The sequence below is a fragment of the Salinibacterium sp. VpJ6 genome, from assembly GCF_059767345.1.
This window is the reverse complement of sequence record NZ_JBSOQL010000001.1, coordinates 1,030,350-1,054,467: the sequence shown is the minus strand read 5'-3', so window position 1 is coordinate 1,054,467 and position 24,118 is coordinate 1,030,350. Positions and strand designations below refer to the sequence as shown.

The window sequence follows — 24,118 nt, the reverse complement described above, 5'->3', positions numbered from 1 at the left end:
TGGGTGCTCACACTCGTTGTCTTGATCTCTGGGGGCGGGTCTAACCTCGCTGCCCTGCTCGAAGCGGCCGAGAGTGCCGACTTTCCCGCTCGTGTCATCGCCGTCGGCGCCGACCGGGCTGCGGACGGTTTTGATCATGCCGAGCACTACGGCATTCCGACCTTCTCGGTGGCGATGTCAAACTTCGAGAACCGCGACGCGTGGGGCGATGAGCTGCTCGAGCAGATTCAGTTCTGGAACGCCGACCTCGTGGTGCTGAGCGGCTTCATGAAGCTGTTGCCGCCGCGCGTTGTTGAAGCGCTCTCGCCCAACATCATCAATACGCATCCGGCGTACCTTCCCGAGTTTCCGGGAGCGCACGCGGTTCGCGATGCTCTTACGGCGGGGGCAACCCAGACCGGCGCCAGTGTTATCAAGGTCGACAACGGTGTCGATAGTGGTCCGATCATCGTGCAAGAGCGCGTTGCGATCGAGCCGGGGGATACCGAAGAACATCTGCATGCTCGCATCAAGCCGGTGGAACGGCGCTTGCTGGTGCAGACGATCGAAGACATTGCCACCAATCGCATCAACCTAAAGGAACTCTGAATCCCATGAGCGGCCCCCGTCACAATCCTGCCGATTTCCGCGAACGCAATGTCGTTCCGATCCGCCGCGCGCTTATCTCCGTGAGTGACAAGTCGCGACTTCTCGACCTTGCCGGCGCGCTTGCCGACGCGGGCGTCGAACTCGTCTCGACCGGTTCGACCGCGAAGACGATTGCTGAAGCGGGCTACGACGTCACCGAGGTATCGAGCGTCACTGGTTTCCCCGAGTCGCTCGACGGTCGCGTCAAGACACTGCACCCCGCCGTACACGCCGGCATTCTGGCTGACCTCCGCCTCGAATCGCACGAAGCTCAGCTCGCTGACCTCGGTATCAAGGCCTTCGACCTGGTCGTCGTCAACCTTTACCCCTTCGTCGAGACCGTCGCTTCGGGTGCCGCTCCCGCCGACATCGTGGAGCAGATCGACATCGGTGGCCCCGCCATGGTGCGCGCTTCTGCCAAGAACCACGCCAACGTCGCCATCGTCACAAGCCCCGACAGCTACGACGAGATCATTGCCGCCGCCGCGGGCGAGGGCACGACCTTCGCGCAGCGCTACGCGCTCGCGTCGCAAGCCTTTGCGCACACCGCCGCCTACGACACCGCGGTGTCGCAGTGGTTCATGACCGGCGCTCTGTTGGGCGACGACGCTGCCGCGGCATCCGTTCCCACCACTCCGGCTCACCTCGACGTTGCTGCCGACCAGCTCGCCGGACTCCGCTATGGCGAGAACGCTCACCAAGAAGCAGCCCTCTACGGTGTTGCTGCTCAGCCCGGAATCGCTCAGGCCACGCAGCTCGGCGGCAAAGAGATGTCGTACAACAACTACGTGGATGCCGACGCCGCTTTGCGCGCCGCTTTCGACCACAACACTCCCGCTGTCGCGGTCATCAAGCACGCTAACCCGTGCGGAATCGCCACTGCGGCCAGCATCGCAGAAGCCCACGTTTTGGCGCACGCCTGCGACCCCATCTCGGCCTACGGCGGAGTTATTGCGGCCAACGGAATCATCACCAAGGCTGCAGCAGAGTCGATCGCCCCGATCTTTACCGAGGTTGTCGTTGCTCCCGGCTTCGAGCCCGAAGCACTTGAAATCTTGAAGGCTAAGAAGAACCTGCGCTTGCTTCAGCTGCCCGAGGGCTACGCCCGCGACAGCCGCGAACTACGCCAGATCTCGGGCGGCATGCTCGTGCAAGAACTCGACGCGCACTTCTCGCCGGCATCGGCGTGGACGCTCGCTGCGGGCGACGCCGCCGATGCGGAGACCCTCGCTGACCTTGAGTTCGCGTGGCGTGCAGTGCGCGCAGTGAAGTCGAACGCTATCTTGCTTGCCGACGGCGGAGCATCCGTGGGTGTCGGTATGGGGCAGGTGAACCGTGTTGACTCGTGCCAGCTCGCAATTTCGCGTGCCGGCGACCGGGCCAAGGGTTCGGTTGTGGCCAGCGACGCGTTCTTCCCCTTTGCTGACGGACTCCAGTTGCTGCTCGATGCCGGTGTTCGTGCGGTCGTTCAGCCCGGTGGTTCCATTCGTGATGAAGAGGTCATTGCGGCAGCGATCGAAGCTGGCGTGACGATGTACTTCACCGGAGAGCGCCACTTCTTCCACTAAGCGCGACCTTCAGCGCGACCGCAGCGCGGCACTCGCTCGCGTTACGGACGCTGACGCGCGGTTGAGAGGCGTTCGCGCGCGCTCAAGGCAAAAACATAGATTGATACAGATAGGTTTGGGCGCATGATTAGTGTGGGAACGCGTTTCGGCGCAGCTTTTATTTCAGGACTTGCCGTTGCCGGCACCGTGTACCTCGCAACTGGGTTGGCGTTCTTCACGGCGAACGGTGCCGCGGCCGAGAACCTTCCGGCGATTGCCGAGTACTTCTTGCCGATGGCGCTCGTGCTGTTCGTGTTGTACTCCCTAGCGGCAGCGCTGGAAATCAACCGGTTCTGGTACACCGCTGCGGTCACGGGCCTTGTGCTGGGTATTGCTGCGGCATTCTTCGGAACCGCACTGGGGATCATCGCGTCAGGTGCCGAGTGGAACCCCGAGGCAATGACCTTCATCTTGGCCAGTCTGCTGGGTACCAACCTCATCTTTGTCGTTGCCACCATCATCGCGGCTGTCACCGTTGGTCGTCGTGTCTGGGCAGCAATTGCCCGGCCGGTTCACCAACCGACCACCCTCACCGCTCTGGTTCGTGCGCCGTCGTCACGTATGGCCGACGGCGAGCTCACGCACCTTGACCGTGTTCCCGTCGACGCCGAACTCGCGGATGCTCAGTGGGAAGGCTATGTCGCAGCGCTCCAGGCCAACGGCTTCGAGACCATCGAGGTGCCCGCTGCCGATGAGCTTGCTGACTCGGTCTTCATCGAAGACACCGTCGTGATGTTCGGCGAAGTTGCCGTGCTCACGAGCCCCGGCGCCGAAAGCCGCCAGCCCGAGATCGATGCAATTCGCGCCAGTATCACTGACCTGGGCCTCGAGCTTCGCGAGATCACTCAGCCCGGAACGCTCGACGGTGGCGACGTTCTCAAGGTTGGCTCCACGGTCTATGTGGGCCGCGGTGGTCGCACCAATGCTGAAGGCATCCGCCAGCTGCGCGCGATCGTAACGCCCCTGGGCTACACCCTCATTGCCGTGCCGGTCGAGAAAGTGCTGCACCTCAAGAGCGGTGTCACGGCACTTCCCGACGGCACGATCATTGGGTACCCCGATCTCGTCGACAATGTCGACCTCTATGACCGTTTCTTGGCCGTGCCCGAGGCCGAAGGTGCCGCTGTTGTGGTGCTGTCGGATGACGCGGTGCTGATGTCATCGTCGGCCCCGAAAACCGCGGCTCTCATCGAGAACCTCGGGTATCGCGTCGTGACTGTTGACGTGTCAGAGTTTGAGAAGATGGAGGGCTGCGTCACGTGCCTCTCCGTCCGCATCCGCTGAGTTGAGACTCTGTCAAAAAATTTAGCTTCTAACGATTGTGGTTAGGCCGGAGCAGGCATATTCTAAAAAGCTGTCTGCTCCGCGTCTGGCTGACGAATTGCAGCGGTTCACGGTCGCGCCGTAGCGACCCGCAGTAATCACGATCACCGTTCGCGGTGATCCCTTTTCGTCAAGGAACCACGTTGTCTCACGATTCTGTCCAGCCCCCGCGCGTCAAAGCCGTGGGCACCTTTGCGGCCATCCGCCGTGTATATCCGTACGCCAAACCGGCGATGCCTCACATCTATCTCGGCATGGCGGCTGCGCTCGCGGCCGGCATCGTTGCGCTGCTCATCCCGCAAGTGCTGCGTTCGCTCGTGGACGGCCCGCTGCAGTCGGGTGACTCCGGCGAAATCTGGCCCGCATTCTTTATCGTCCTCGGGCTCGGCATCGTCGAAGCGATCATGATCGCACTGCGCCGCTACTTCGTGCTCACGCCCGGAACCCACGTTGAAGCGCGCATGCGCAACACGCTCTACATGACCCTGCAGCATTTGCCGGTAAGCTTCCACGATCGCTGGCCCAGCGGGCAGTTGCTGTCGCGCGCCGTGAGCGACCTGAGCCTCATCCGCCGTTGGCTGTCATTCGGGCTCGTGCTGCTCGTGGTCAACGTGCTCACGATCATCGTGGGGTTGATCTTCCTCGTCAACATCTCCTGGATTCTCGGCGTGATCTTCATCGTCACCTCGATTCCGCTCTGGATCTACGGCTACGTGTTCGAAAAGAAGTACTCGATCGTGGCTCGCCGCAGTCAAGACCAGACCGGTGACTTGGCGACGGCCGTTGAAGAGTCGGTTCACGGCATCCGTGTTCTCAAGGCATTCGGTCGCGGCAAGCACGCGCTCGTTGGATTCTCGGCTCAGGCCGAAAGCTTGCGCGGCACCGAGATTGAGAAAGCTCGCGCCATTGCGGGCATCTGGTTGTGGCTGTTGCTCGTACCCGACGTCATGTTCGCCCTCGGCCTGCTGGGCGGCGTCTGGCTCGTTGTCGAAGGAAACATTTCGGCCGGCGACCTCGTCGCGTTCTTTGCGACCGCGACCGTATTGCGCTTCCCCGTGGAATCGATCGGTTTCTTGCTCTCGATGACGTTCGACGCGCGCACCGCGGCCGACCGCTTCTTCGAAGTCATGGACTCCGACAACCCGATCACGGATCCCGAGAACCCGGAGACGATCACGGAGAGCAAGGGGCACCTGCAGTTCACGAACGTGCACTTCCGCTACCCGGATTCGCCCGCGAACGTTCCCGACCTCGTCAATGGTGTCGACCTCAGCATCGAGCCGGGGGAGACGATGGCTCTTGTCGGTCTCACCGGTTCTGGCAAGTCCACCATCACGGCGCTCACGACACGGTTGTACGACGTGACAGAAGGCTCGATCAGTATCGACGGCGTCGACATCCGCAACCTCACTCTGCTGGAGCTGCGTCGTCACCTGGCAATGGCGTTCGAGGATGCCACGCTGTTCTCGTCGAGTGTGCGCGAGAACGTGCTCATGGGTCGCCCCGACTCGAGCGAAGAGCAATTGCGCGAAGCACTCAGCATCGCGCAGGCCGACTTTGTTTACGACCTGCCGAACGGCCTCGACACCCTCGTGGGTGAAGAGGGCTTGAGCCTCTCGGGCGGTCAGCGTCAGCGCCTCGCGCTCGCTCGCGCCGTTGCCGCGAAGCCCGCGGTACTCGTGCTCGACGACCCGCTCTCCGCGCTCGACGTGGACACTGAGGCTCTCGTCGAGGCGGCGCTACGCAAAGTGCTGAGCTCCACCACGGCACTCATCGTTGCTCACCGGCCATCGACCGTGATGCTCGCCGACCGGGTTGCTCTTCTCGAAGATGGCAAGGTCACCGCAGTCGGAAAGCACTCCGACCTGCTCGCCACGAGCGACCATTACCGATACGTCATATCCAGTCTCGAAGAGGAAGAACAGGAGGTCAGCTCATGAGCGTGATGGGAACCTCCGGCGAAGAGCGTAACGACTACACCAAGGATGAGAGCCGCCAGATTCGTCAGCGTTCGCTGCGACTGCTTGGTTCGCTGATTGCGCCGCTGCGCGCCCGCGTGATTCTCACGATGGTCGTTGTTGTCGTCAGTACCGCCGCTCAAGTTGCGGGCCCCGCACTGATCGCTTTCGGCATCGACCGTGCTCTGCCGGCGCTTATCGACGGCGACGCGCTGCCCCTCGGAATCACCGTGGGGGCGTACCTGTTCACGGGCATCATCGGCGCCTCGATGATCGCCTGGTATACCGTGCTCAGCGCACGCGTGAGCCAAGCGATTCTGTTCGACCTGCGCAAGCGCGTGTTCTTGCACACCCAGCGGTTGAGTCTCGAATTCCACGAGAGCTACACCTCGGGCCGCATCATCGCGCGCCAGACCAGCGACCTCGATGCGATTCGCGAACTGCTCGACTCGGGCATCAACCAGCTCGTTCAGGGCGCGCTCTACATGGGGTTCATCGCGATCGCGATGTTCTCGCTCGACTGGGTGAGTGGCGTGATTCTGTTCTGCGCCCTCGTTCCGCTTGGCTTCCTCACGCGCTGGTTCCAGTTGCGGTCGCAATTGCACTTCCGCGAGACGCGCACCACCTCGGCCAAGCTGATCGTGCACTTCGTTGAGACCATGACCGGCATCCGTGCGGTCAAAGCATTCCGCAAGGAAGAGCGCAACCGCGAACAGTTCGGTGGGCTCGTCGAGAACTACCGGGATGCCAACGCCCGCGTCATCCAACTGTTCGGAATCTTCGACCCGGGTCTCGTTCTCATCGGAAACGTGGCCCTCGCAATGATTCTGCTTGTGGGCGGACTGCGCGTCTCGACCGGCGACCTCGCGATCGGTGCCCTGCTCGGTGCGCTGCTGTACGCGCGTCAATTCTTCGCTCCGGCGCAAGAGATGGCGATGTTCTACAACTCGTACCAGTCGGCTGCAGCGGCACTCGAAAAGATTTCGGGAGTGCTCGAAGAGCGCCCGACGGTTGCCGACCCCACGACGCCCATCGATCTGCGCAAGGCCAAGGGCACCGTGAAGTTCGACGGCGTGGAGTTCGCGTACAACTCGGAGAAAGTGATCCTGCCGAAGTTCGATCTCGAGCTGCCGGCCGGTCAGACGGTCGCGATGGTGGGAACAACGGGTGCCGGTAAATCTACACTCGCGAAGCTCATCTCGCGGTTCTACGACCCCAGCCAGGGCACGGTCTCGCTCGACGGCGTTGACCTGCGCAAGCTGCACCCGAAAGACCTGCGCCGTGCGATCGTCATGGTCACGCAAGAGGCGTATTTGTTCTCGGGCAACGTTGCCGACAACATCGCCCTCGGTAAGCCCGATGCCACTCGCGATGAGATCATCGCGGCCGCGAAGGCGGTAGGCGCGCACGAGTTCATCGAAGCGCTACCCAACGGCTACGACACCGACGTGAACAAACGAGGTGGTCGCGTGAGCGCGGGGCAGCGACAACTGCTGTCGTTCGCGCGCGCGTTTATCGCTGACCCCGTGGTGCTGATTCTGGATGAGGCAACCGCGTCGCTCGACATCCCGAGCGAGCGACTCGTGCAGGCCGGCCTTCAAACGCTGCTCGCCGATCGCACCGCTGTCATCATCGCGCACCGTCTCTCTACGGTCGCGATTGCTGACCGCGTGCTTGTGATGGAACACGGCCGCGTGATCGAAGACGGCACCCCGCAAGAACTCATTTCGGGCTCCGGCAAGTTCGCGCAACTGCACGCTGCCTGGCGTAACTCGCTCGTTTAGGGGTGGTGCCGCGCTAACCGCAGGTTGACGCGGTACTCGCCGTCGGGCACCCATTTCAGTGGCGTCGATTCGGCCTCGTAGTGCACGAGTGCTCGATCTTCGTGACTTAGGGGTGGATGCCCGCCCGAACGGATGACGCGCCACCACGCCACCTCGGAGCCGTAGCGGGCCATTACGGTTCCGACAGCGCGCGCGGCTCGCGAGCCGATCGTGGCAGCCACCTCGCCGTACGTCATCACGCGCCCGGGTGGGATGGATTCAACGACCTCAAGCACGCGGCTCACGAAATCGTCGCTGGGGGCGGGCATCGTGAGCGTTCAGTCAGCGAGCGTCAGGTTGGCGAGCGAGAGTGCGGGAAAGGAGCAGGGGAGAGGTCACGCTCTAGAGCGTGTACTCGCCCAGCTTCTCGCCATATTGGGTTTCGCCGACAATCTGGAAGCCCACTTTGAGGAAGAACTGCTCGGGGCCATCGTCGCCCTCTTCCCAAATGGCCGTGATGCGGTCGAAGCCGCGACTGCGAGCTTCTTCGGCGAGAGCCTTGACCGCGAAGCGGCCGATTCCCTGACCCTGCTCATCACCCGCAACGCTGACGCGCCAGATGCAGCTGCGGAACTCTTCTTGAGAAGCGTTGGCATCGAAGTTGCCGCGAACGAATCCCACGACCTTGTCGCCGTCTACGACGACGCGCGGCCACGAAGTTAGCGGATCGATGAACGCATCCGCGATCGCGTAGGAGGGCGGTGTGACGAACTGCTCCTGCCCGCGACGCAGCGAGAGGTTGTTGGCAGCCACGATGGTGCTTGCCGATAATTCTTCAAGTCTTAGCTCACCCATGAATACAGGCTAACCCGCGGTAGACAGATGCGCCAAGGTATCTCGATGTCGAGATACTTAGGAAAAAGAGTAAGCTGGTAGAGGCCACTAACTAAGGAGCAAAGCTTGTCCAAGATCAAGGTAGAAGGCACCGTCGTCGAACTCGACGGCGACGAAATGACGCGAATCATTTGGCAGCGGATCAAGGACACCCTGATCCACCCGTACATCGACGTTAACCTCGAGTACTACGACCTCGGCATCGAAAGCCGTGACGCAACTGACGACCAGATCACCATCGATGCGGCTCACGCCATCCAAAAGCATGGTGTTGGCGTCAAGTGCGCAACCATCACCCCCGACGAAGCCCGCGTTGAAGAATTCGGCCTCAAGAAGATGTGGCGCAGCCCTAACGGCACCATCCGCAACATCCTTGGTGGCGTTATCTTCCGCGAGCCGATCATCATTTCGAACATTCCGCGTCTGGTTCCGGGCTGGAACAAGCCGATCATCATCGGCCGTCACGCCTTCGGCGACCAGTATCGCGCCACCGACTTCCTCTTCAAGGGCAAGGGAAAGCTGACCGTGGAGTTCGCTCCCGAAGACGGCTCCGAGCCCATGAAGTTTGAGGTCTACGACGCCCCCGGCGACGGAATCGCTCAGGTTCAGTACAACCTCGATGACTCGATCGTTGACTTCGCTCGCGCGAGCCTCAACTACGGTCTCTCGCGTAACTACCCCGTGTACCTCTCGACGAAGAACACGATCCTCAAGGCCTACGACGGTCGCTTCAAGGACATCTTTGAAGAGATCTTCCAGACCGAGTTCAAGGACAAGTTCGAAGCTGCCGGCCTCACCTACGAGCACCGCCTCATCGACGACATGGTCGCTTCGGCCATGAAGTGGGAGGGCGGCTACGTCTGGGCGTGCAAGAACTACGACGGCGACGTTCAGTCCGACACCGTAGCTCAGGGCTTCGGCTCGCTCGGCCTCATGACCTCCGTTCTGGCCACGCCAGACGGAAAGGTTGTTGAAGCAGAAGCCGCTCACGGCACCGTGACGCGTCACTACCGCCAGCACCAGCAGGGCAAGCCCACCTCCACGAATCCGATCGCCTCGATCTACGCGTGGACCCGTGGACTCGCTCACCGTGGACTGCTCGACAACAACCAGGAGCTCATCGAGTTCGCCTCGACCCTGGAAGATGTCGTCATCAAGTCGGTGGAGGGTGGTCACATGACCAAGGACCTCGCGCTGCTCGTCGGACCGGACCAGAAGTGGGAAACCACCGAAGAGTTCCTCGACACGCTCGACAAGAACCTGGCCGCACGCCTCGCATAATCTGCGTCTCACGCGGTAACTGACTGGCGTACGCCACGACGTTCACGAAGGGCCCGAAAGCTTCGGCTTTCGGGCCCTTCTCTGTGTGCACGCGCAGGAGCTCACCCAGCTTGCTCTGGTTATTCTTGAGCGGCGGGTGCTGTGCGGTGCTCGCTCGTGCAGAACGCGACAGCGTGCCGCGCGGTGCATCGTGAGGAGGCAACAGTGACGGTCGTCATAGCTGGATGCGGTGACCTAGGGATCGAAGCAGGGCTCCGCTTTGCGGCGCTGGGGCATTCTGTAGTGGGCCTACGTCGTTCGATCGAGAAGTTGCCGCTCGAAATCGCTGGGCAAGCGGTTGATTTGTCTGCGCGGATGCCGGTTCTTCCCTCCGATACCAGCATCGTCGTAATTGCGGTCAGCCCCGATCAGCGCACGCGCGAGGGCTATCGCGCGACCTACGTCGACAGTGTGCGGAACGTCGCCGCTGCTATCGAGAGAGACTGCGCTGCTGCACCGAGAGTCATTTATGTCTCGTCGACCGCCGTTTATGGCGTCAGCGACGGCTCCTGGGTCGACGAATCTACACCGGCGACGCCGACGACGGAGACAGCGACCGTGTTGCGGCAAGCCGAAGAGTTGTTGCTCGAGGGCGTCGCCAATTCGACGGTTCTTCGCTTGGCGGGCATCTACGGGCCGGGCCGCACCCGACAGATCGACCGCATCCGTGACGGGGCTGAAACGGTGGCACCCGCCCCTTACTTCACCAATCTGATCCATCGGGATGACGCTGCAGCGGCCATCGTGCACCTCGCGACAATGGCCTCCTCGCCCGCCAGCATCTATGTCGGTGTAGATGATGAGCCGGCGGATCAGCGCGAGGTCATCGAGTTTCTCGCTCGCAGTATTGAGCAACCCATTCCGCTCGAACGTGCAAGCGGAACCACCGGTGGCAGGGGCCGCGGTAAGCGCTGTCGCAACGCGCTGCTGAAAAGCACAGGCTTCTCGTTTACCTATCCGAGCTACCGCGAAGGGTATGCGGCGGTGCTCGCGGGGGAAGGCACTCGTCATCGTTGATGTCGTTCGCAGAAAAGCGACTCGTCGCTCTCATCTAACGTTCGGCTAGCACTCGGCCAGTGTTGAGGATCGCTCCCTAGCGTCGAAGCGCAGCACAACTGCGCAACCGTCGACGAATTGGAGACACAATGTCATCTCACAGCCACGCAACAGCAGACCAGCTCGACACCATCCGCTCCATCATGAAGAGCACCCGAATTGCGATGCTGACCACGGTCGCCGCGAGCGGTGCTCTGCACAGCCACCCCATGACGGTTCAGCAGGCTGAGTTCGACGGCGACTGCTGGTTCCTTGCCTCCGACACCGCGGATGCCGTGCAGCAGCTTCAGGCCCACCCTCACGTGAACGTCTCCTACTCGGGCTCCTCGCAGTGGCTGTCGCTCGCCGGCACCGCTGAAGTCGTGCGCGACCAGGCGAAGAAGTCGGAGCTGTGGGGTTCGTTCACCGACGTGTGGTTCGAGGGCGGAGAGACCGACCCCTCGGTCGTCTTGATTCATGTCAAGGGCGAATCGGCTCAGTACTGGGAGAGCCCGGGCAAGGTCGCGACTCTCGTCGGCGTCGTTGCCGCGAAAGTGACCGGAGACCAGCCTCAGACCGGATCCTCTGAGTCGGTCACGGTCTAACTCATTCAACCGCACTTGCCAGGGACGAGGAACTGATGAAACGACTGCCAGTATTACGAAACGTTGATCGCCTCGAGGAGGCGACTTCGCTTGATCCCGCCGTCGAAAAGACGCGGGGCGTCGTCGATGCAGTACTTCGCCCTCGGTGGTTGCGAGACGTACTTCATGGCGTGCCGATGGGGCACCCCGTGCATCCGCTGGGCGTGCATGTTCCGCTGGGAGCGTGGATCTCAGCCGGAGTGCTCGACGCCGTGCCAGGCACCGAACAAGCATCGCGTGCCCTGGTCGGCGTCGGAGTGCTGGGCGCGAGCGGCACGGCAGTCGCTGGCTTTGCCGATTGGTCGCAGCTCGACGAGAAGCAGCAGCGCGTGGGCATTGTGCATGCCGCGGTCAATATCGTGGCCACGGGTTTCTTTGCGGCATCCTTCGTGCAGCGCTCCCGCGGAAAGCACACGAGCGGCAAAGTGCTGAGCTATGCCGGGCTTGCGATTGCCTCAGGCGGCGGCTACCTCGGCGGGCACCTGACCTATCGGCAGGCCGCGGGCGTCAGTCACGCGCCGGATGTCGAAGCCACCTTTCCCAGCGGCTGGCAGCAGCTAGCGCCACTCATTGACTTGCCCGAGGGCGCTCTCGAGAAGCGCGTCGTCGCAGGCACTGAAGTAGTGGTCTTCCGTCGGGGTGAGCGGGTCTCGGTGCTCTCCAACACCTGCAGCCATCTCGGGGCCGAGCTTCACGACGGCTACGTCGTCGAGGACGATTCCGCTCCGGGCGGCGCGTGTGTGGAATGCCCCTGGCACCAGAGCGCATTCTCGCTCGACACAGGCGAGGTCATCCACGGTCCGGCGACGAGTCCGCAGCCGCGTTTCGAGAGCCGCGTCGTCGATGGCACGGTGGAGATTCGCTTGCCACGCTAGTCGAAGCGCGCACCCTCAGGGTCTGAACTACGCAGGGCGAGTCCCAGCACGATGATCGCCCCCAGCGGGAAGAGGGCAAAGAACGCCCACCCGCCGGAAAGGTTCGAATCGTGGAGGCGCCGAACGATAATCGCGATTCCCGGGATCGCGGTCAGTAGAACCCAGCCTCCCACTATGAAAGCGAGAGCGACGAGCACCGGCGAATTCGCGGTCGTGGAGTCACTCCAACTCGCGATACTCAGAGTGGGATAGACAAGCGAGCCGAAGGGGCCAAAGTTGAGCGCATCACTCAGCGGACGGCCCGCGATCATCAGCGGGGCGACGACTTGGAGGGTCGTGACCACGACGAGGTTCACGAGCATCCACCACCAGTATTCGCTGCGACTGGCACGACCGCGCATCCGGAACGATCGATCGAAGAACCGGCGCATCGCCACCCGCATCGACGCTCCGGGCAGCGGGGCGCTTTCCGGGTCGATCGTGAGCGCTGCCGCGGCGGTGGAGGTCATGCCCTCAGCTTAGGTGAGCGGTTGTCGCTTTGAAAGGGGATCGGATGCCCCGGATGCCGAGGTCGGCGACGTGTCATGCTGTCGAGCCTAGCGACCCGGCCCCGAACCTTGCCCCGAGCCACTGCTAAGGGGAGCCTGTGCTGGCTGGCCGGATGCCGCGAACGAGAGTAGAACGAAGGTATGGCTACTTCTCGCTCCATCACGCTGGGCTCGGCGGTGCGCCGCTACCCGCTCGTTGCACTCACGGTTGTGGTTGGCGTCGTGGGGCTGGCATTGAACTGGACTGCGGCATCCGCCGTTGTGCCCTGGCTGCTCTCGCTCTACGCGCTCGCGGTGGCGGCGCGCGAAGCGGTGTCGATGGTGCGCAAACTTCTGAAACGCGAGTTCGGGCTCGATGTGCTGGCGGTCACCGCCATCGTCGCGACCGTTGTGGTGGGCGAGTACTGGGCAAGCATCGTGATCGTGCTGATGCTGACCGGTGGAGAAGCTCTCGAAGATTTCGCGGCGGGGCGGGCCAAGCGCGAGCTGAATGCGCTGCTGGGTCGCGTTCCGCAAACTGCGCATCAGGTGACGGCGTCCGGCGACATCGTTGACGTGCCCGCCACCGAGGTCACCGTGGGGGATCGCCTCGTGGTGCGTCCCTCGGAGATCGTGCCGGTGGATGCCGTGCTGGTCTCCACCGCGACATCCGTCGATGAATCGTCGCTCACGGGCGAGAGCATGCCCGTGGAAAAAGTGACCGGAGACCTCCTCTTGAGTGGGTCGGTGAATGGGCCAGAAGCTGTCACGGTGCAGGCGAGCGCCCGCGCATCCGACAGCCAATACCAACGCATCGTGCAGCTCGTCACCGAGGCGGCGGCGAGCAAGGCGCCCATCGTACGGTTGGCCGATCGCTATGCTGTGCCCTTCACGTTCGTGTCGATTGGGCTCGCCGCAATCGCCTGGTGGATCTCGGGTGACCCCGTGCGCTTCGCCGAAGTACTCGTGGTGGCGACGCCGTGTCCGCTGCTGATTGCGGCCCCGGTAGCGTTCATGGCTGGCATGTCGAGCGCCTCGACCTACGGCGTCGTCGTCAAGAACGCCGGCACTCTCGAGGTTCTCGCCCGCGCGAAAACTGTCGTGTTCGACAAGACCGGCACCCTCACGAGTGGGCGACCCGTGGTCGTCGAGGTGCGGCCCGAGGGCGCGCTCAGCGCCGACGAACTGCTGGCTTTGGTCGCTGCTGCCGAGCAGTATTCGTCTCACGTGCTCGCGGCATCCCTCGTCGAGGCTGCGAAGCAACGCTCGCTCGATCTGCCCGAGGTAGCGGATGCCCGCGAAGTCGCCACGCACGGCGTGCAGGCCCGCGTCGGGGCTCGGCTGGTGACGGTGGGCAAGCCCGCCTTCGTGGCGCAGCAGGCGCCCGCGCTGACTCGCATCGACCTCGCGAGCGGCGAGGCTGCCGTGTACGTGAGCATCGATGATCAGTACGCCGGCGCTATTGTGCTGCGCGATGCGGTGCGGCCCGAAGCAGCGCGCACGCTCACGGAGTTGGGCGAGCTGGGCATTCAGAACACTTTGATGCTGACAGGCGATGTGGAAGAGACGGCGCGCAAGGTGGCCGACGAACTCCACATCAGCGAAGTACACGCCGAGTGTCTTCCCGAAGACAAGGTGCGGCTCGTGCACGCGACCTCGCCGCATCCGGTGGTGATGGTCGGCGATGGCGTGAACGATGCGCCAGTGCTGGGAGCCGCCGACGTCGGCATCGCGATGGGCGCGAAAGGCTCAACGGCGGCGAGCGAATCGGCCGATGTCGTGATCCTGGTCGACGATCTGCACCGGGTCGTCTCCGCGGTGCAGGTCAGTCAGCGCACCGTGCAGATCGCGTTGCAGAGCATCTGGATCGGAATCGCCATCAGCATCGGGCTCATGCTCTTTGCCATGACGGGCGCGCTGCCCGCCGTGGTGGGCGCTGCGCTGCAAGAAGTGGTTGACCTCGTGACGATTCTCAACGCTTTACGGGCGTTGAGCCTTCAGCGTCGTTTGCGCGGCTCACCACGTTCGACCGCGGAGCGCGTGCAGGCGCCGAGCTAGTAGCCCGAGAAATAGTCGGTGTGGATGCGGCGGGTGCCGTTTGCTCGCAACGTCGCCTTCAGATCGCTGACGAGCGCGGGCGGGCCCGAAAGGTAAGCCCGGCGGTCGGCTAGATCGGGCACGAGTGCGGAGAGAGCGTCGCCGTTCAGGCGCCCCTCGCTGCCGAGAACCCAGCCTGCCGGAAGGGCGTCGGCGGGTTGCGGCCCGAACACGATGACGCGCACACCGGCGGCGGTGAGAACATCGCTGAAGGGCAGGGCTGCCGAGCTCGAGGTGGCGTAAATGACCACAATGTCACGCTCTTCGTCGTGACGGTGAGCGTGCGCGATCTGGCTCGCAAAGGGCGTCATGCCGATGCCGCCGGCGACGAGCAAGAGCGGCTCGCTCGTTTTGCGGGGGAGTACAAAGTCGCCCCAGATTCCCGTCGCGTTCACTTGAGAACCGCGCGGCAGCGCCAAGAGGGCAGCCTTGAAGCTGCTGGAGTTTTCGGCGACCGTGAACGTCACCGTCAGGGTGGCCCCGGCATCCGGTGCTGACGAGATCGTGAAGTAGCGGCGCACTCCGCGGAAGTCCGGAGAGGAGTGCGGCAGCGACAGCTCGATGTATTGGCCCGCCCGAAAGAGGATCGGCCGGTGCGGTGCAAAAGTGAGTTGCCACGTTCCGGGAGCGATCTCGTCGGTCTCGGTGAGCGACATCCGAATGGTGCGGCGCTGGGTGAACGCGAACGCCACGAGGTTACCGATGAGCAGCGCCAGCAATGGGTCGCTGTAGAAGTTACCGATCGAGAACGGGATGGCGAAGAGCAGGGCGACGAGCACCGCGAGGCTGAGGCGTTGCCAGCGTCGCGGCGGCAAAGTGAGTGGTTCGCTCAGCATGAAGCCGGCAAAGAAGATCATCTGAGATGACAAGAACGTGAAGCTGAGCGCCTCGGTCAGGTCGCCACCGGTAGCGAGCGTGAACGCAATGCGGATGCCGGCCGCGACCACCACGAAGGTGAGCCCGAGATCGAGGCGTTGCGTGCGGTACAGAATGAGGAACGCGGCGATCAGAACGAGCGGCTGCAGCCAGGGGGTTCCTACCCACCACGTCGGAAAACCGAGCGGTACGAAGATGAAAACGTACGCGCCGAGTGCCGCCGGGTTGAAGATATGGCGCCCCCGGAATGCGATGAGAAACTTGGATGCCGCGGCAATCGTTGAGGCCAGCGCAATGGCGAGCAGTCCAGACAGCTGCAGGCTCGGTGCCATGATGAAGAACACGAGCAGCCCCGTGATGAGCGACGATTCGAGGTGCGCTCGCTGACCCACGATGCGGGCTCCGAGCCAACTGGCGCCGTAGCTAAACGCGACCGCGACCGGCAAACTGGCGAGCAGCGCGAAGGGGTCAGGCGAGACGAGGCCGACGAACGCGAGCGCGATCGACACGACAGCGAGTACGGCGAGACTGCCGAGCACCAGCTTGTACATGGCGACGGCGCCGAGGGTTCGATCGAGCCAACGTTTCATAGAAATACTTCTCCGGTGAGGTGCGCCGAGTGCTCGACTCGGCCGGTTGAGTGCATCCGCACCCACTGAAAGTCGAACTCGGCTTCGAGCTCCGCAGGTTCGGCAAAGAACAGTGCGGTGGCGAGGCCGTCGGCCTCGAGGGCAGTGCGGGCGATGGCCCACGTCGCGATGATGCGGTCGGTGGGCAGTCCGGTGCGAGCATCCAGAATATGGTGCAGCCCGGCCCACGCTCGGCGGTTGGGGGCCGAGGCGCAGATCGCTTCGTTGCTCACCGTCACCACGCCAATCGCTTTGCTGGTGTCGAGCGGATGCTCCAGGGCGACCCGCAATTCGCCAGCGCCGCGGTGCAGAATGTCTCCGCTCGCATCCACCGTGCTTGTCATGACACCGTGCTCGGCGAGCACCGCCGCCACGAGATCGACGAGGTAGCCCTTGCCTGCGGCGCCCACGTCGAGTACTGCCGGGGTGAGCGTCGTGAGAGCGCTGCCGTTCCAGCTGATGGCTTCGCTCCAGTCGGGAACGCGCGTGTGGGTGGCAGCGGGTTGCAGCGAGTAGGTGCGGTCGTAGCCGAGCTCTTCCAGAGCGCGGCCCACGAGCGGACTGACCGCTCCGTTCGTTGCGTCGTAAAGACGACGGTAAAGCTCAAACAGCGGGGGAGCATCCGTCGGAAAAGTGTAGGTGCCGGGCGTGCGTGCGATCGCGGTGACGAGGGAGTCGTCGCGAAACCGCGAGTAGGTACGGTCGAACAGCTCGATTCGGTGCGCTACGGCAGCCTCTACGTCAGAGCCGAGGGGCTCCGCAGTGTCGATCTGCCAGGGCGCACCGATGGCATCAAACTGTTTACTCGGCGAGGGCATCAGCCTTGATCGCGTCGACAGCCTTGTTGAAGCCACCGCTCGTGAGCGAGGAACCGGCTACCTTGTCGACGGAAAGCTCGTCGATGTTCTTACCCACGACTTCGTCGGCAATTCCGTCGATGAACTCGCCCTGAAACTGGATCGAGTTGGGGTTCTCGCCGTAGCCGACGACCGTGACGTCGGTGACGGTGTTGCTCTCGAGGGTGAGCGTGACATCCACCTTCTCGGCGCCGTTGGGAGAGGTGTAGTCGCCCGACTCCGTGTAGGTGCCATCGGTGTAGTCGGCGCCGGCGTCGGGGGCATTCACATCGGCAGTTCCGCTGCCCGTGCCGGTGCTCGGCGACGAGCAGGCGGAAAGTGCACCCACGAGGGTGACACCGGCAAAGAGGGCTACGGCAGTCTTGTTGTCGGTGAGGTTACGCATGGGGCTCCCAGAGGTTGGCGAGTGTTCAGTATGCCCGAGCAACCCTGACGAGAAGCTGGAATCTCAGGGCTTTCAGCGCTCTCAGCGACGATTGCCAGACGCTAGTCGTTGCGCGAGCTGGTGTCGTCGGTGTCGAGAGGATCGCGGGTCGTCGGAACGTTCGTGGGCTGCGCGGTGTCGTCTGCGACAGCCGCGGAACTGTCGGCGGCGGGGTCGTCCGAACTCTCTTCGGTGGCGTCCGCAGTTCCAGAGGGATCGTCGGCCCCTTCTTCCTCGGCGTCATCGAATTCGGGTGCCGCGTCAATGGCTTGTTCGAGTTCGTCGACGAGCAACGAATTGGGCGCGATGATTCCGCCTCGGTAGCCGGCGCGAGCGATCATGTGAGCGGAAACGGGCGCGGTGATCATCTGGAAAATCAGGAGAAAGATCAACAGCAGAATCGTCGAGAGCTGACGGTTCTGCAGGGCGATGGCTAAGAGCACGAACGTGAGGCCCAGAATCTGGGGTTTGGTGGTGGCGTGCAGTCGCGCGATCGCATCGGGAAAGCGTAAGAGCCCCACCCCGGCCGCGGCCGAGAGGAAGCCGCCGAGCAGGAGGAAAACGCCAGTGAGAACGTCGAGGATCGTGTCGAGGGTCATGAGTTGGTCCTCCGCGACACGTAGCGCGCGACCACGACAGAACCGAGAAATGCGGTGGTGGCAAGCACGAGCATCGCCGGCAGGCTGCGGGTGTGACCGTGGTAGACCATCTCCGCGCCGAGCGCACAAATGATTGTCGTGAGCAGCATGTCGGAGGCGATCATGCGGTCAAGAATCGAGGGGCCGCGGATGATGCGGTAAAGCGCCAGGAGGGCCGCAACGAGCAGCATCAGCCCGACGGCGATGAAGACCCATTCGTTCATCGGGTGGCCTCCGTCTCGTGAATGCGGGCAAGGTCATCTTTCGACCCGATGGCGCGAACGATGCGCGCTTCAACGAGGAGCACCTTGGTGCGCATCGCTTCAACATCGGCGGCGGTAGTCGTATCGAAAGTGTGGAAGTACAGGATGGCACGCTCGCGGTCGACTTCAACGACGATCGACCCGGGAACCAGTGACATCGCAATCGCGTCCAACGTCATGACGAAGTCAGAACGCGTGCGTAGTTGAACGGCGATAACGGATGAGGTGGGAATCGGTCGCGGGTTGAGCGCCTGGAAGGCGACCGTGAACGACGCCACCGTGACATCCACAATGAAGTGGGCGAGAAAGACAAGCGAGTACCAGATGTTCAATCGCCCCGAGATATCGGCCGGGGGCAGGTAGAGCACGCGAGTGACCAGAATCGCGACGATGAAACCGGTCAGGATGTTCAGCCAGGAGAACTGCCCCCAGAGAACGGCCCACAGCACCACGAGACCGAGCAGCAGTGGTAGTTGCTGCCAGACTCGGCCGCGTACTTCGGAGCGCGATGCTCGGTGTTCGGTCACGGGTTGGTTCACGGCGGACGTAGTGGACGCTGCCGCGGAAGTGGGCTGGCTGTCGTGGGCGCTCATTCGAGACCTCCCGGGAAGACAGTGTTCACGTAGTACGCCGGGCCGTCAATGTTCTCGCCGGCATTCGCGCTCAGGTCGAAGAGCGGAGTCGCGAACACGGTGAGCGCAACGCTCGCGGCAACCATCGCTACCGTCGCGCCGACCATGATGCGCGGCGTCGTGCGTACGGATTCGACCGTGGCAGAGCTGCTGTTTTCGGAGGACATCGCGAGCGGGTTTTCGTAGTCGGCGACCTCTTCGGCGTCACGCCAGAAGATCATGCTCCAGGCGCGAGCGAGGGCATACAGCGTGAGTAGCGATACAGCTGCACCACAGCCGATGAGCACCCACGCGAGCGTGGAGCCGTTGTTGGCGCCTGCCTCGAACAGGGCGAGCTTGCCGAGGAATCCGGAGAACGGAGGGATGCCACCGAGGTTCAGCAGAGGGATGAAGAACAGCACCGCGATGAGGGGACTGGCCTTGAGCATCCCACCCAGTTTGTTGATGCCGGTCGTGCCGCCCTGTCGTTCCACGAGCCCGGTGGCCAAGAACAGGGTCGTCTGCACGGTGATGTGGTGGACGATGTAATACGTTGCTGCCGCGAGCCCCGCCGCGGTATCGATGCCGATGCCGAACAGCATGTAGCCGATGTGACTGATGAGCGTGAACGACAACAGTCGCTTGATGTCGGACTGCGCTACCGCTCCTAGGATTCCGACCACCATGGTGAGCGCGGCCACAATCAGCAGCACAGTATTGAGTTCGCCACCCGGGAAGATGATCATTTCGGTGCGGATGATCGCGTAGACACCGACCTTGGTGAGCAACCCAGCGAAGACGGCCGTGACGGGTGCTGGCGCCATCGGGTAGGAGTCAGGCAGCCAGAAGGAGAGCGGGAAGACGGCAGCCTTGATGCCGAATCCGATCAGCAACATGACGTGGAGCACCAGTTGAACATCGGCGGGCAGTTCCGCAAGACGCACGGTGAGCTGGGCGATGTTGACGGTGCCGGTTGCGCCATAGATCATGGCGATCGCCGCGAGGAAAATGGCGGACGACACCAAACTAACGACGATGTACACCGTGCCCGCGCGAATGCGGGGTTCGGTGCCGCCGAGCGTGATCAGCACGTAGCTGGCCACAAGGAGGATCTCGAAGCTGACATAGAGGTTGAACAGGTCACCCGCGACGAAAGCGTTGAACACACCGGTCGCCAAGATCAGGTAGGTCGGGTAGTAGATCGAGACTGGGGTTTCTCGGTCTCCGTCGGCAAGACCCTGACCCACGGAGAATACGAGGACGGCCAACAATACGGCTGCGGACACCACGATCATGAGCGCCGAGAGTCGATCGATCACGAGCACGATGCCATAGGGCGCGGGCCAGCCGCCGACCTCGACCGCAATCGCACCGTTGGTATCGACAGCGACGAGCAGCGCGGCTCCGATCGCGAGAACGGCGGTGAGCACGCTGACGGTGATCAGCGTTTGCACCCGGGGGCGCTTGGCTTGAGTCAGAGCTGCTGCTGCACCGAGTAAGGGCAGGAGAACGACGAGAGTGGTGAGGGCGCTCACGCGTCTCCCTCCTTCTTGTCGAGTTCCTGTTGTCGGCGTTCGGCGGCGAGGCTCTCTTGCTCCTCGCGTTCCTCCTGCTTTTTGAGGTCGACAGCGGTGGAGATAGCGGCGGCCGCGCGAGTACCGAATTCGGTGTCGTCACCATCGACCGGACGGTCGGTCGTGACCGAGGTGCGGCGGCGGCCCATCGCGAGGTCTTCCGTGTCGTCGTAGACCACATCGGCATTGGCCAAGCGCCACGAGCGGTAGATCAGCGCAAGCAAGAACGCGGAGACGCCGAACGTGATCACAATCGCCGTCAGGATGAACGCCTGCGGCAAGGGATCGGCGGTAGCGGCATCCTCACCATAGAACGCAGCGGCGCCGGAGGGACCCGACACGATGAGAATCAGCAGGTTGGTCGCGTTGCCCACGAGCAAGAAGCCCAACAGCACGCGGGTCATGCTGCGCTCAAGAAGAAGGTAGACGCCTACCGAATAGAGCACGACCATGATGATCACGAGGGTGAGAGAGGCGTTCATATGGTGCTTCCGCTCTCGAGAGATTCAGAGGACTCTTCGCGCTGACGATCGATCTCGGCGCCCAAGCTGCGGAGGACATCGAGCACCATTCCGATGACCACGAGGTACACCCCGATGTCGAAAATGGTGGAGGTGGAGAACTCAACGTGGCCGAGCAGGGGGATGGTCGTTTCGAAGAACGTAGAGGTGAGAGCATCCGCCCCCAGCAGCAGCGGCACGGTGGCGGTGCCCGCAGCAAGAACGAGACCGACACCCAGGATGCGCCCGGCGTCGAAGGGAGCGGCGGCGCCGAGTTCGTAGCGTCCGCCAGCAAGGTAGCGACCGGCCAGAGCAAGACCAGCGACGAGCCCCGCCGCGAAACCGCCGCCGGGGAGGTTGTGGCCAGCGAACAAGAGATAGAGCGAAAGCACGATGAGGGGGTGGAAGAGCAAGCGAATGACAACTTCGAGCAGGATCGACCGGTTTTCGGGAGCCAGCTTGCGACCCGCGAGCAGCCACGCGTTGCGAGTTGACGGGTCTTGAACGCCCGGTACGTACTCGGACGAGACGATCTCGCGCGACGGCTTCAGGCGGGCGCGGATCGTTCCGCGGGCACGGGCCTCTGAGACGCGCGGCAGGTTGTCGGTGCGGCTGCGCAAGAACACGAGGCTCGCAACGCCGGTTGCGGCGGCGACGATCACGGAGAGCTCGCCGAGAGTGTCCCAGCCTCGGATGTCGACGAGCACAACGTTCACGACGTTGCGACCGTGACCAATCTCGTACGCGAGGTCGGGCAGCGACGCCGAGATGGGGTCGGCGCTTCGGGCGCCGAGCGCGACGATGGCGACGATGCCCATGAGCAGCCCCACCGAGAGGCCAACGGCAGCACGCAGCACGCGGCGTGAACTGCCGTGAGCCTTGCCGAGGCGAGCGGGCAGGCGACGAAGCACCAACACGAAGGCGATGAGAGTGACGGTCTCGACCAGAACTTGCGTGAGGGCGATATCGGGCGCACCGTGGAACGCGAAGAGCGCCGCCATTCCGTAGCCAACGACGCCGACGAGAACCGCCGCTTGGAAGCGCTTCTGGGCTGCCACAAGTGCGAGCGCGGCCACGATCATGACGGCACCGATCGCGAGTTGGCCGGCACTATCGAAGAGTCGGATGGAGTCGGGCCAGCTGCGATTGAGCGCGAGCGTGCTGCCTACCGAACCCACCATCACGAGCAGGATCACGGTGAGATAGAAGGGCAGCGAACCACGCTGAGTGGTCGCCGTCACCCGCAACGCGACGCGGTCAAGCGTGCGCAGCGTGGAGCGATACAACTTGTTCGAATCGACGATCGCCGGCACGAGCGACTGCAGCGCGAAGACCTTCGTGCGAGCCCAGAACAGCGCCAGACCCACGAGCAGCGTGGCAGCAGAGATGAAGAACGCGGCATCAAAGCCGTGCCAGAGCTTGAGCGAGTAGTCGTAGCCCTCGGAGACGAATTGCGTTGAATAGCCTTCGAGCACGGTTCCGACGGTGCCAAAGAATGGTGCGAGAACCAGGCTGCTGGCGGCGAGAATGGCGGGCGACGACAGGAACCACACGTTCTCATGCAGCGGCCGCACGGTTTCGACACCGTTTTTACTCGCAAACGCACCCCAGACGAAGCGGGCGCTGTAGGCGACCGTGAGGGTGGAGCCGACGGAGACGCCGACGATGGCGATCCAGCCGAGCGCTGAGCCCGCGCTCGCGCTCTCGATGAAGCTCGCGAGCACCGACTCCTTGGCCACGAAGCCGGCGGTGAACGGGATGCCCGCCATGGATGCCGTGGCAATTACCGCAATGGTAGTGAGGAAGGGAGCTTCCCGGCCCAGCCCACTGAGCTTGGTGAGGTCACGGGTTCCGACGCGGTGGTCGATGAGGCCAACGACCAAGAACAACGCCGCCTTGAAGAGAGCGTGGGCAAGGAGCAATGCGACTCCGGCAAGAGCCGCGGTACGCGTGCCAAAACTCACGACCGTGAGCAAGAACCCGAGCTGACTGACGGTGCCATAGGCAAGCAGAAGTTTGAGGTCGACCTGCGTGAGCGCGCGCCATCCGCCCACCAGCATCGTGAACACACCCAAACCGAGCAGCAACGGTTGCCAGCCGGGGGTGTGAGCAAAGCCGGGAGCGAGTCTGGCGATGAGGTAGATGCCGGCCTGCACCATCGCGGCCGCGTGCAAATAGGCGCTCACCGGAGTGGGCGCGGCCATCGCCGAAGGTAGCCAGAACTGGAACGGAACGATGGCCGACTTGCTGAGCGCGCCGACGAGAATCAGCATGATCGCGATCGTGACGGCGGTGCCCTCGGGGGCGAGGTCGATAAGCCGCGCCAGGCTGGCAGTGCCGGTGCGCTCCGCGAGCATCACGAGACCGACCAGCATCACGAGGCCACCGGCGGTCGTGACGATCAGGGCCTGCATCGCAGCAATGCGACTCGCGAGTCGACCGGTGTTGTGGCCGATGAGCAGGAAGGAGAAGACCGTCGTGGCTTCCCACAGGATGAAGAGCAAGTAGACGTTGTCGGCGATCACGAGGCCGTACATCGTGCCGGTGAAGGCGAGGAAGACCGCAGCGAAGCGACCAAGGCCTCCTTCGGTATCAGCGAAGTACTTGATGCAATAGAGCATTACGAGTGTGCCGACGCCGGTGACAACGAGAGCAAGCAGCCACGAGAGGGTGTCTACGCGAAAGCTGAGATCGAGGTTCAGCTGCGAGATCCAGGGGATGCTTTCGGTGGGCGGGGCATCCGCGAGAAGAGCGGGAGTCTGCAGCAGGGTGTAGATAAATGCCGCAGCAGGAATGAGAGCCGTGACAAAGAAGACACGAGTGTGCAGGCGACGCGTGAGCGCAGGGATCACCAAGGATACGAGCGCAAACGCTGCGAGCAGCACTATCACGGGGCTCTCCGCTTCGAGCTGTGGCTGGAACCTTGCGGATTCAGTGCAGTTCTCCCTTAGGGGTGCTCGATCTGGTGGTCGAGTGCTGCAGCGCAGCCAAGGCGAATGGCGTTGCGACAGAGTGGCGAGATGGTCAGTGTCTTCGTCAATGACATTCTACCGGACGGATATCTGGGCTGTGGGTG

22 protein-coding genes are annotated in these 24,118 nt (G+C 63.1%); 10 read left to right on the top strand and 12 right to left on the bottom strand.

The annotated features are described in order from the left end of the window. Positions 1 to 3: 3 nt before the first annotated feature. The 5 genes from purN to ACWTV1_RS05165 all read left to right on the top strand — a co-directional run bounded on the left by purN (position 4) and on the right by ACWTV1_RS05165 (position 7,299). On the top strand, positions 4 to 588 hold the full coding sequence (purN, locus tag ACWTV1_RS05185; RefSeq protein ID WP_498477163.1) for a phosphoribosylglycinamide formyltransferase: 585 nt from the start codon (positions 4 to 6) through the stop codon (positions 586 to 588). A gap of 5 nt (positions 589 to 593) precedes the next feature. Beyond that, the gene (gene purH, locus ACWTV1_RS05180) at positions 594 to 2,195 is read left to right on the top strand and encodes a bifunctional phosphoribosylaminoimidazolecarboxamide formyltransferase/IMP cyclohydrolase (RefSeq protein WP_498504387.1); all 1,602 of its coding nucleotides are present in this window, start codon (positions 594 to 596) and stop codon (positions 2,193 to 2,195) included. A 123-nt stretch (positions 2,196 to 2,318) separates the two neighbouring features. Beyond that, a complete protein-coding gene (ddaH, locus tag ACWTV1_RS05175; RefSeq protein ID WP_498504386.1) occupies positions 2,319 to 3,518 on the top strand; it encodes a dimethylargininase in 1,200 nt (399 codons plus the stop codon). 272 nt (positions 3,519 to 3,790) lie between these two features. Further along, positions 3,791 to 5,497: an ABC transporter ATP-binding protein gene (locus tag ACWTV1_RS05170; protein WP_498505029.1), complete on the top strand. Its 1,707-nt coding sequence runs from the start codon at positions 3,791 to 3,793 to the stop codon at positions 5,495 to 5,497. Then, complete coding sequence (locus tag ACWTV1_RS05165; RefSeq protein WP_498504385.1) at positions 5,494 to 7,299, top strand: ABC transporter ATP-binding protein; 1,806 nt, start codon at positions 5,494 to 5,496, stop codon at positions 7,297 to 7,299. Before ACWTV1_RS05170 ends, ACWTV1_RS05165 begins: the two co-directional genes overlap by 4 nt. Here the strand turns inward: ACWTV1_RS05165 and ACWTV1_RS05160 are convergent. Continuing rightward, the gene (locus ACWTV1_RS05160) at positions 7,296 to 7,607 is read right to left on the bottom strand and encodes an MGMT family protein (protein ID WP_498504384.1); all 312 of its coding nucleotides are present in this window, start codon (positions 7,605 to 7,607) and stop codon (positions 7,296 to 7,298) included. The genes ACWTV1_RS05165 and ACWTV1_RS05160 overlap by 4 nt on opposite strands. 73 nt (positions 7,608 to 7,680) lie before the next feature. Then, a complete protein-coding gene (locus ACWTV1_RS05155; protein WP_487028361.1) occupies positions 7,681 to 8,133 on the bottom strand; it encodes a GNAT family N-acetyltransferase in 453 nt (150 codons plus the stop codon). Positions 8,134 to 8,238: 105 nt separating this feature from the next. On the opposite strand from ACWTV1_RS05155, the gene ACWTV1_RS05150 reads away from it, so the two are divergent. From ACWTV1_RS05150 to ACWTV1_RS05135, 4 genes are all read left to right on the top strand, one after another. Further along, on the top strand, positions 8,239 to 9,453 hold the full coding sequence (locus ACWTV1_RS05150; RefSeq protein ID WP_100388287.1) for an NADP-dependent isocitrate dehydrogenase: 1,215 nt from the start codon (positions 8,239 to 8,241) through the stop codon (positions 9,451 to 9,453). Between the two features lie 204 nt (positions 9,454 to 9,657). Further along, positions 9,658 to 10,509, top strand: coding sequence for an NAD-dependent epimerase/dehydratase family protein (locus ACWTV1_RS05145; protein WP_498504383.1), 852 nt, complete (start codon positions 9,658 to 9,660; stop codon positions 10,507 to 10,509). A gap of 128 nt (positions 10,510 to 10,637) precedes the next feature. After that, positions 10,638 to 11,132 (top strand): pyridoxamine 5'-phosphate oxidase family protein, encoded by a 495-nt coding sequence (locus ACWTV1_RS05140; protein ID WP_100388289.1) that lies wholly within the window; start codon positions 10,638 to 10,640, stop codon positions 11,130 to 11,132. Between the two features lie 35 nt (positions 11,133 to 11,167). Beyond that, positions 11,168 to 12,046 (top strand): Rieske (2Fe-2S) protein, encoded by an 879-nt coding sequence (locus tag ACWTV1_RS05135; protein ID WP_498504382.1) that lies wholly within the window; start codon positions 11,168 to 11,170, stop codon positions 12,044 to 12,046. On the opposite strand, the gene ACWTV1_RS05130 is transcribed toward ACWTV1_RS05135, so the two are convergent. Beyond that, entirely contained in the window at positions 12,043 to 12,555 is a 513-nt protein-coding gene (locus ACWTV1_RS05130; protein ID WP_498504381.1) for a DUF805 domain-containing protein, read from the bottom strand. The two genes, ACWTV1_RS05135 and ACWTV1_RS05130, sit on opposite strands and share 4 nt — an antisense overlap. 180 nt (positions 12,556 to 12,735) lie before the next feature. Between ACWTV1_RS05130 and ACWTV1_RS05125 the strand changes: the two genes are divergently transcribed. Beyond that, the gene (locus ACWTV1_RS05125; RefSeq protein WP_498504380.1) at positions 12,736 to 14,631 is read left to right on the top strand and encodes a heavy metal translocating P-type ATPase; all 1,896 of its coding nucleotides are present in this window, start codon (positions 12,736 to 12,738) and stop codon (positions 14,629 to 14,631) included. On the opposite strand, the gene ACWTV1_RS05120 is transcribed toward ACWTV1_RS05125, so the two are convergent. The 9 genes from ACWTV1_RS05120 to ACWTV1_RS05080 form a co-directional block, all read right to left on the bottom strand. Then, entirely contained in the window at positions 14,628 to 16,136 is a 1,509-nt protein-coding gene (locus tag ACWTV1_RS05120) for an FAD-dependent oxidoreductase (RefSeq protein ID WP_498504379.1), read from the bottom strand. The genes ACWTV1_RS05125 and ACWTV1_RS05120 overlap by 4 nt on opposite strands. Continuing rightward, positions 16,133 to 16,993, bottom strand: coding sequence for an FAD:protein FMN transferase (locus ACWTV1_RS05115; RefSeq protein ID WP_498504378.1), 861 nt, complete (start codon positions 16,991 to 16,993; stop codon positions 16,133 to 16,135). Before ACWTV1_RS05115 ends, ACWTV1_RS05120 begins: the two co-directional genes overlap by 4 nt. Beyond that, positions 16,977 to 17,417: an FMN-binding protein gene (locus ACWTV1_RS05110; RefSeq protein ID WP_498504377.1), complete on the bottom strand. Its 441-nt coding sequence runs from the start codon at positions 17,415 to 17,417 to the stop codon at positions 16,977 to 16,979. Before ACWTV1_RS05110 ends, ACWTV1_RS05115 begins: the two co-directional genes overlap by 17 nt. A gap of 101 nt (positions 17,418 to 17,518) precedes the next feature. Next, on the bottom strand, positions 17,519 to 18,055 hold the full coding sequence (gene mnhG / locus ACWTV1_RS05105; protein WP_498504376.1) for a monovalent cation/H(+) antiporter subunit G: 537 nt from the start codon (positions 18,053 to 18,055) through the stop codon (positions 17,519 to 17,521). Then, positions 18,052 to 18,318, bottom strand: a complete 267-nt coding sequence (locus ACWTV1_RS05100) for an MrpF/PhaF family protein (protein WP_498504375.1) — start codon at positions 18,316 to 18,318, stop codon at positions 18,052 to 18,054. Before ACWTV1_RS05100 ends, mnhG begins: the two co-directional genes overlap by 4 nt. Then, positions 18,315 to 18,950 (bottom strand): Na+/H+ antiporter subunit E, encoded by a 636-nt coding sequence (locus ACWTV1_RS05095; protein WP_498504374.1) that lies wholly within the window; start codon positions 18,948 to 18,950, stop codon positions 18,315 to 18,317. The genes ACWTV1_RS05100 and ACWTV1_RS05095 overlap by 4 nt, the downstream gene beginning before the upstream one ends. After that, positions 18,947 to 20,503 (bottom strand): Na+/H+ antiporter subunit D, encoded by a 1,557-nt coding sequence (locus tag ACWTV1_RS05090; protein WP_498504373.1) that lies wholly within the window; start codon positions 20,501 to 20,503, stop codon positions 18,947 to 18,949. The genes ACWTV1_RS05095 and ACWTV1_RS05090 overlap by 4 nt, the downstream gene beginning before the upstream one ends. Further along, the gene (locus ACWTV1_RS05085) at positions 20,500 to 21,024 is read right to left on the bottom strand and encodes a Na(+)/H(+) antiporter subunit C (protein ID WP_498504372.1); all 525 of its coding nucleotides are present in this window, start codon (positions 21,022 to 21,024) and stop codon (positions 20,500 to 20,502) included. Before ACWTV1_RS05085 ends, ACWTV1_RS05090 begins: the two co-directional genes overlap by 4 nt. Further along, positions 21,021 to 23,933 carry a Na+/H+ antiporter subunit A gene (locus tag ACWTV1_RS05080; RefSeq protein ID WP_498504371.1) on the bottom strand — a complete coding sequence of 971 codons (2,913 nt, stop codon included), beginning with the start codon at positions 23,931 to 23,933 and terminating at the stop codon, positions 21,021 to 21,023. Before ACWTV1_RS05080 ends, ACWTV1_RS05085 begins: the two co-directional genes overlap by 4 nt. Positions 23,934 to 24,118 lie beyond the last annotated feature (185 nt).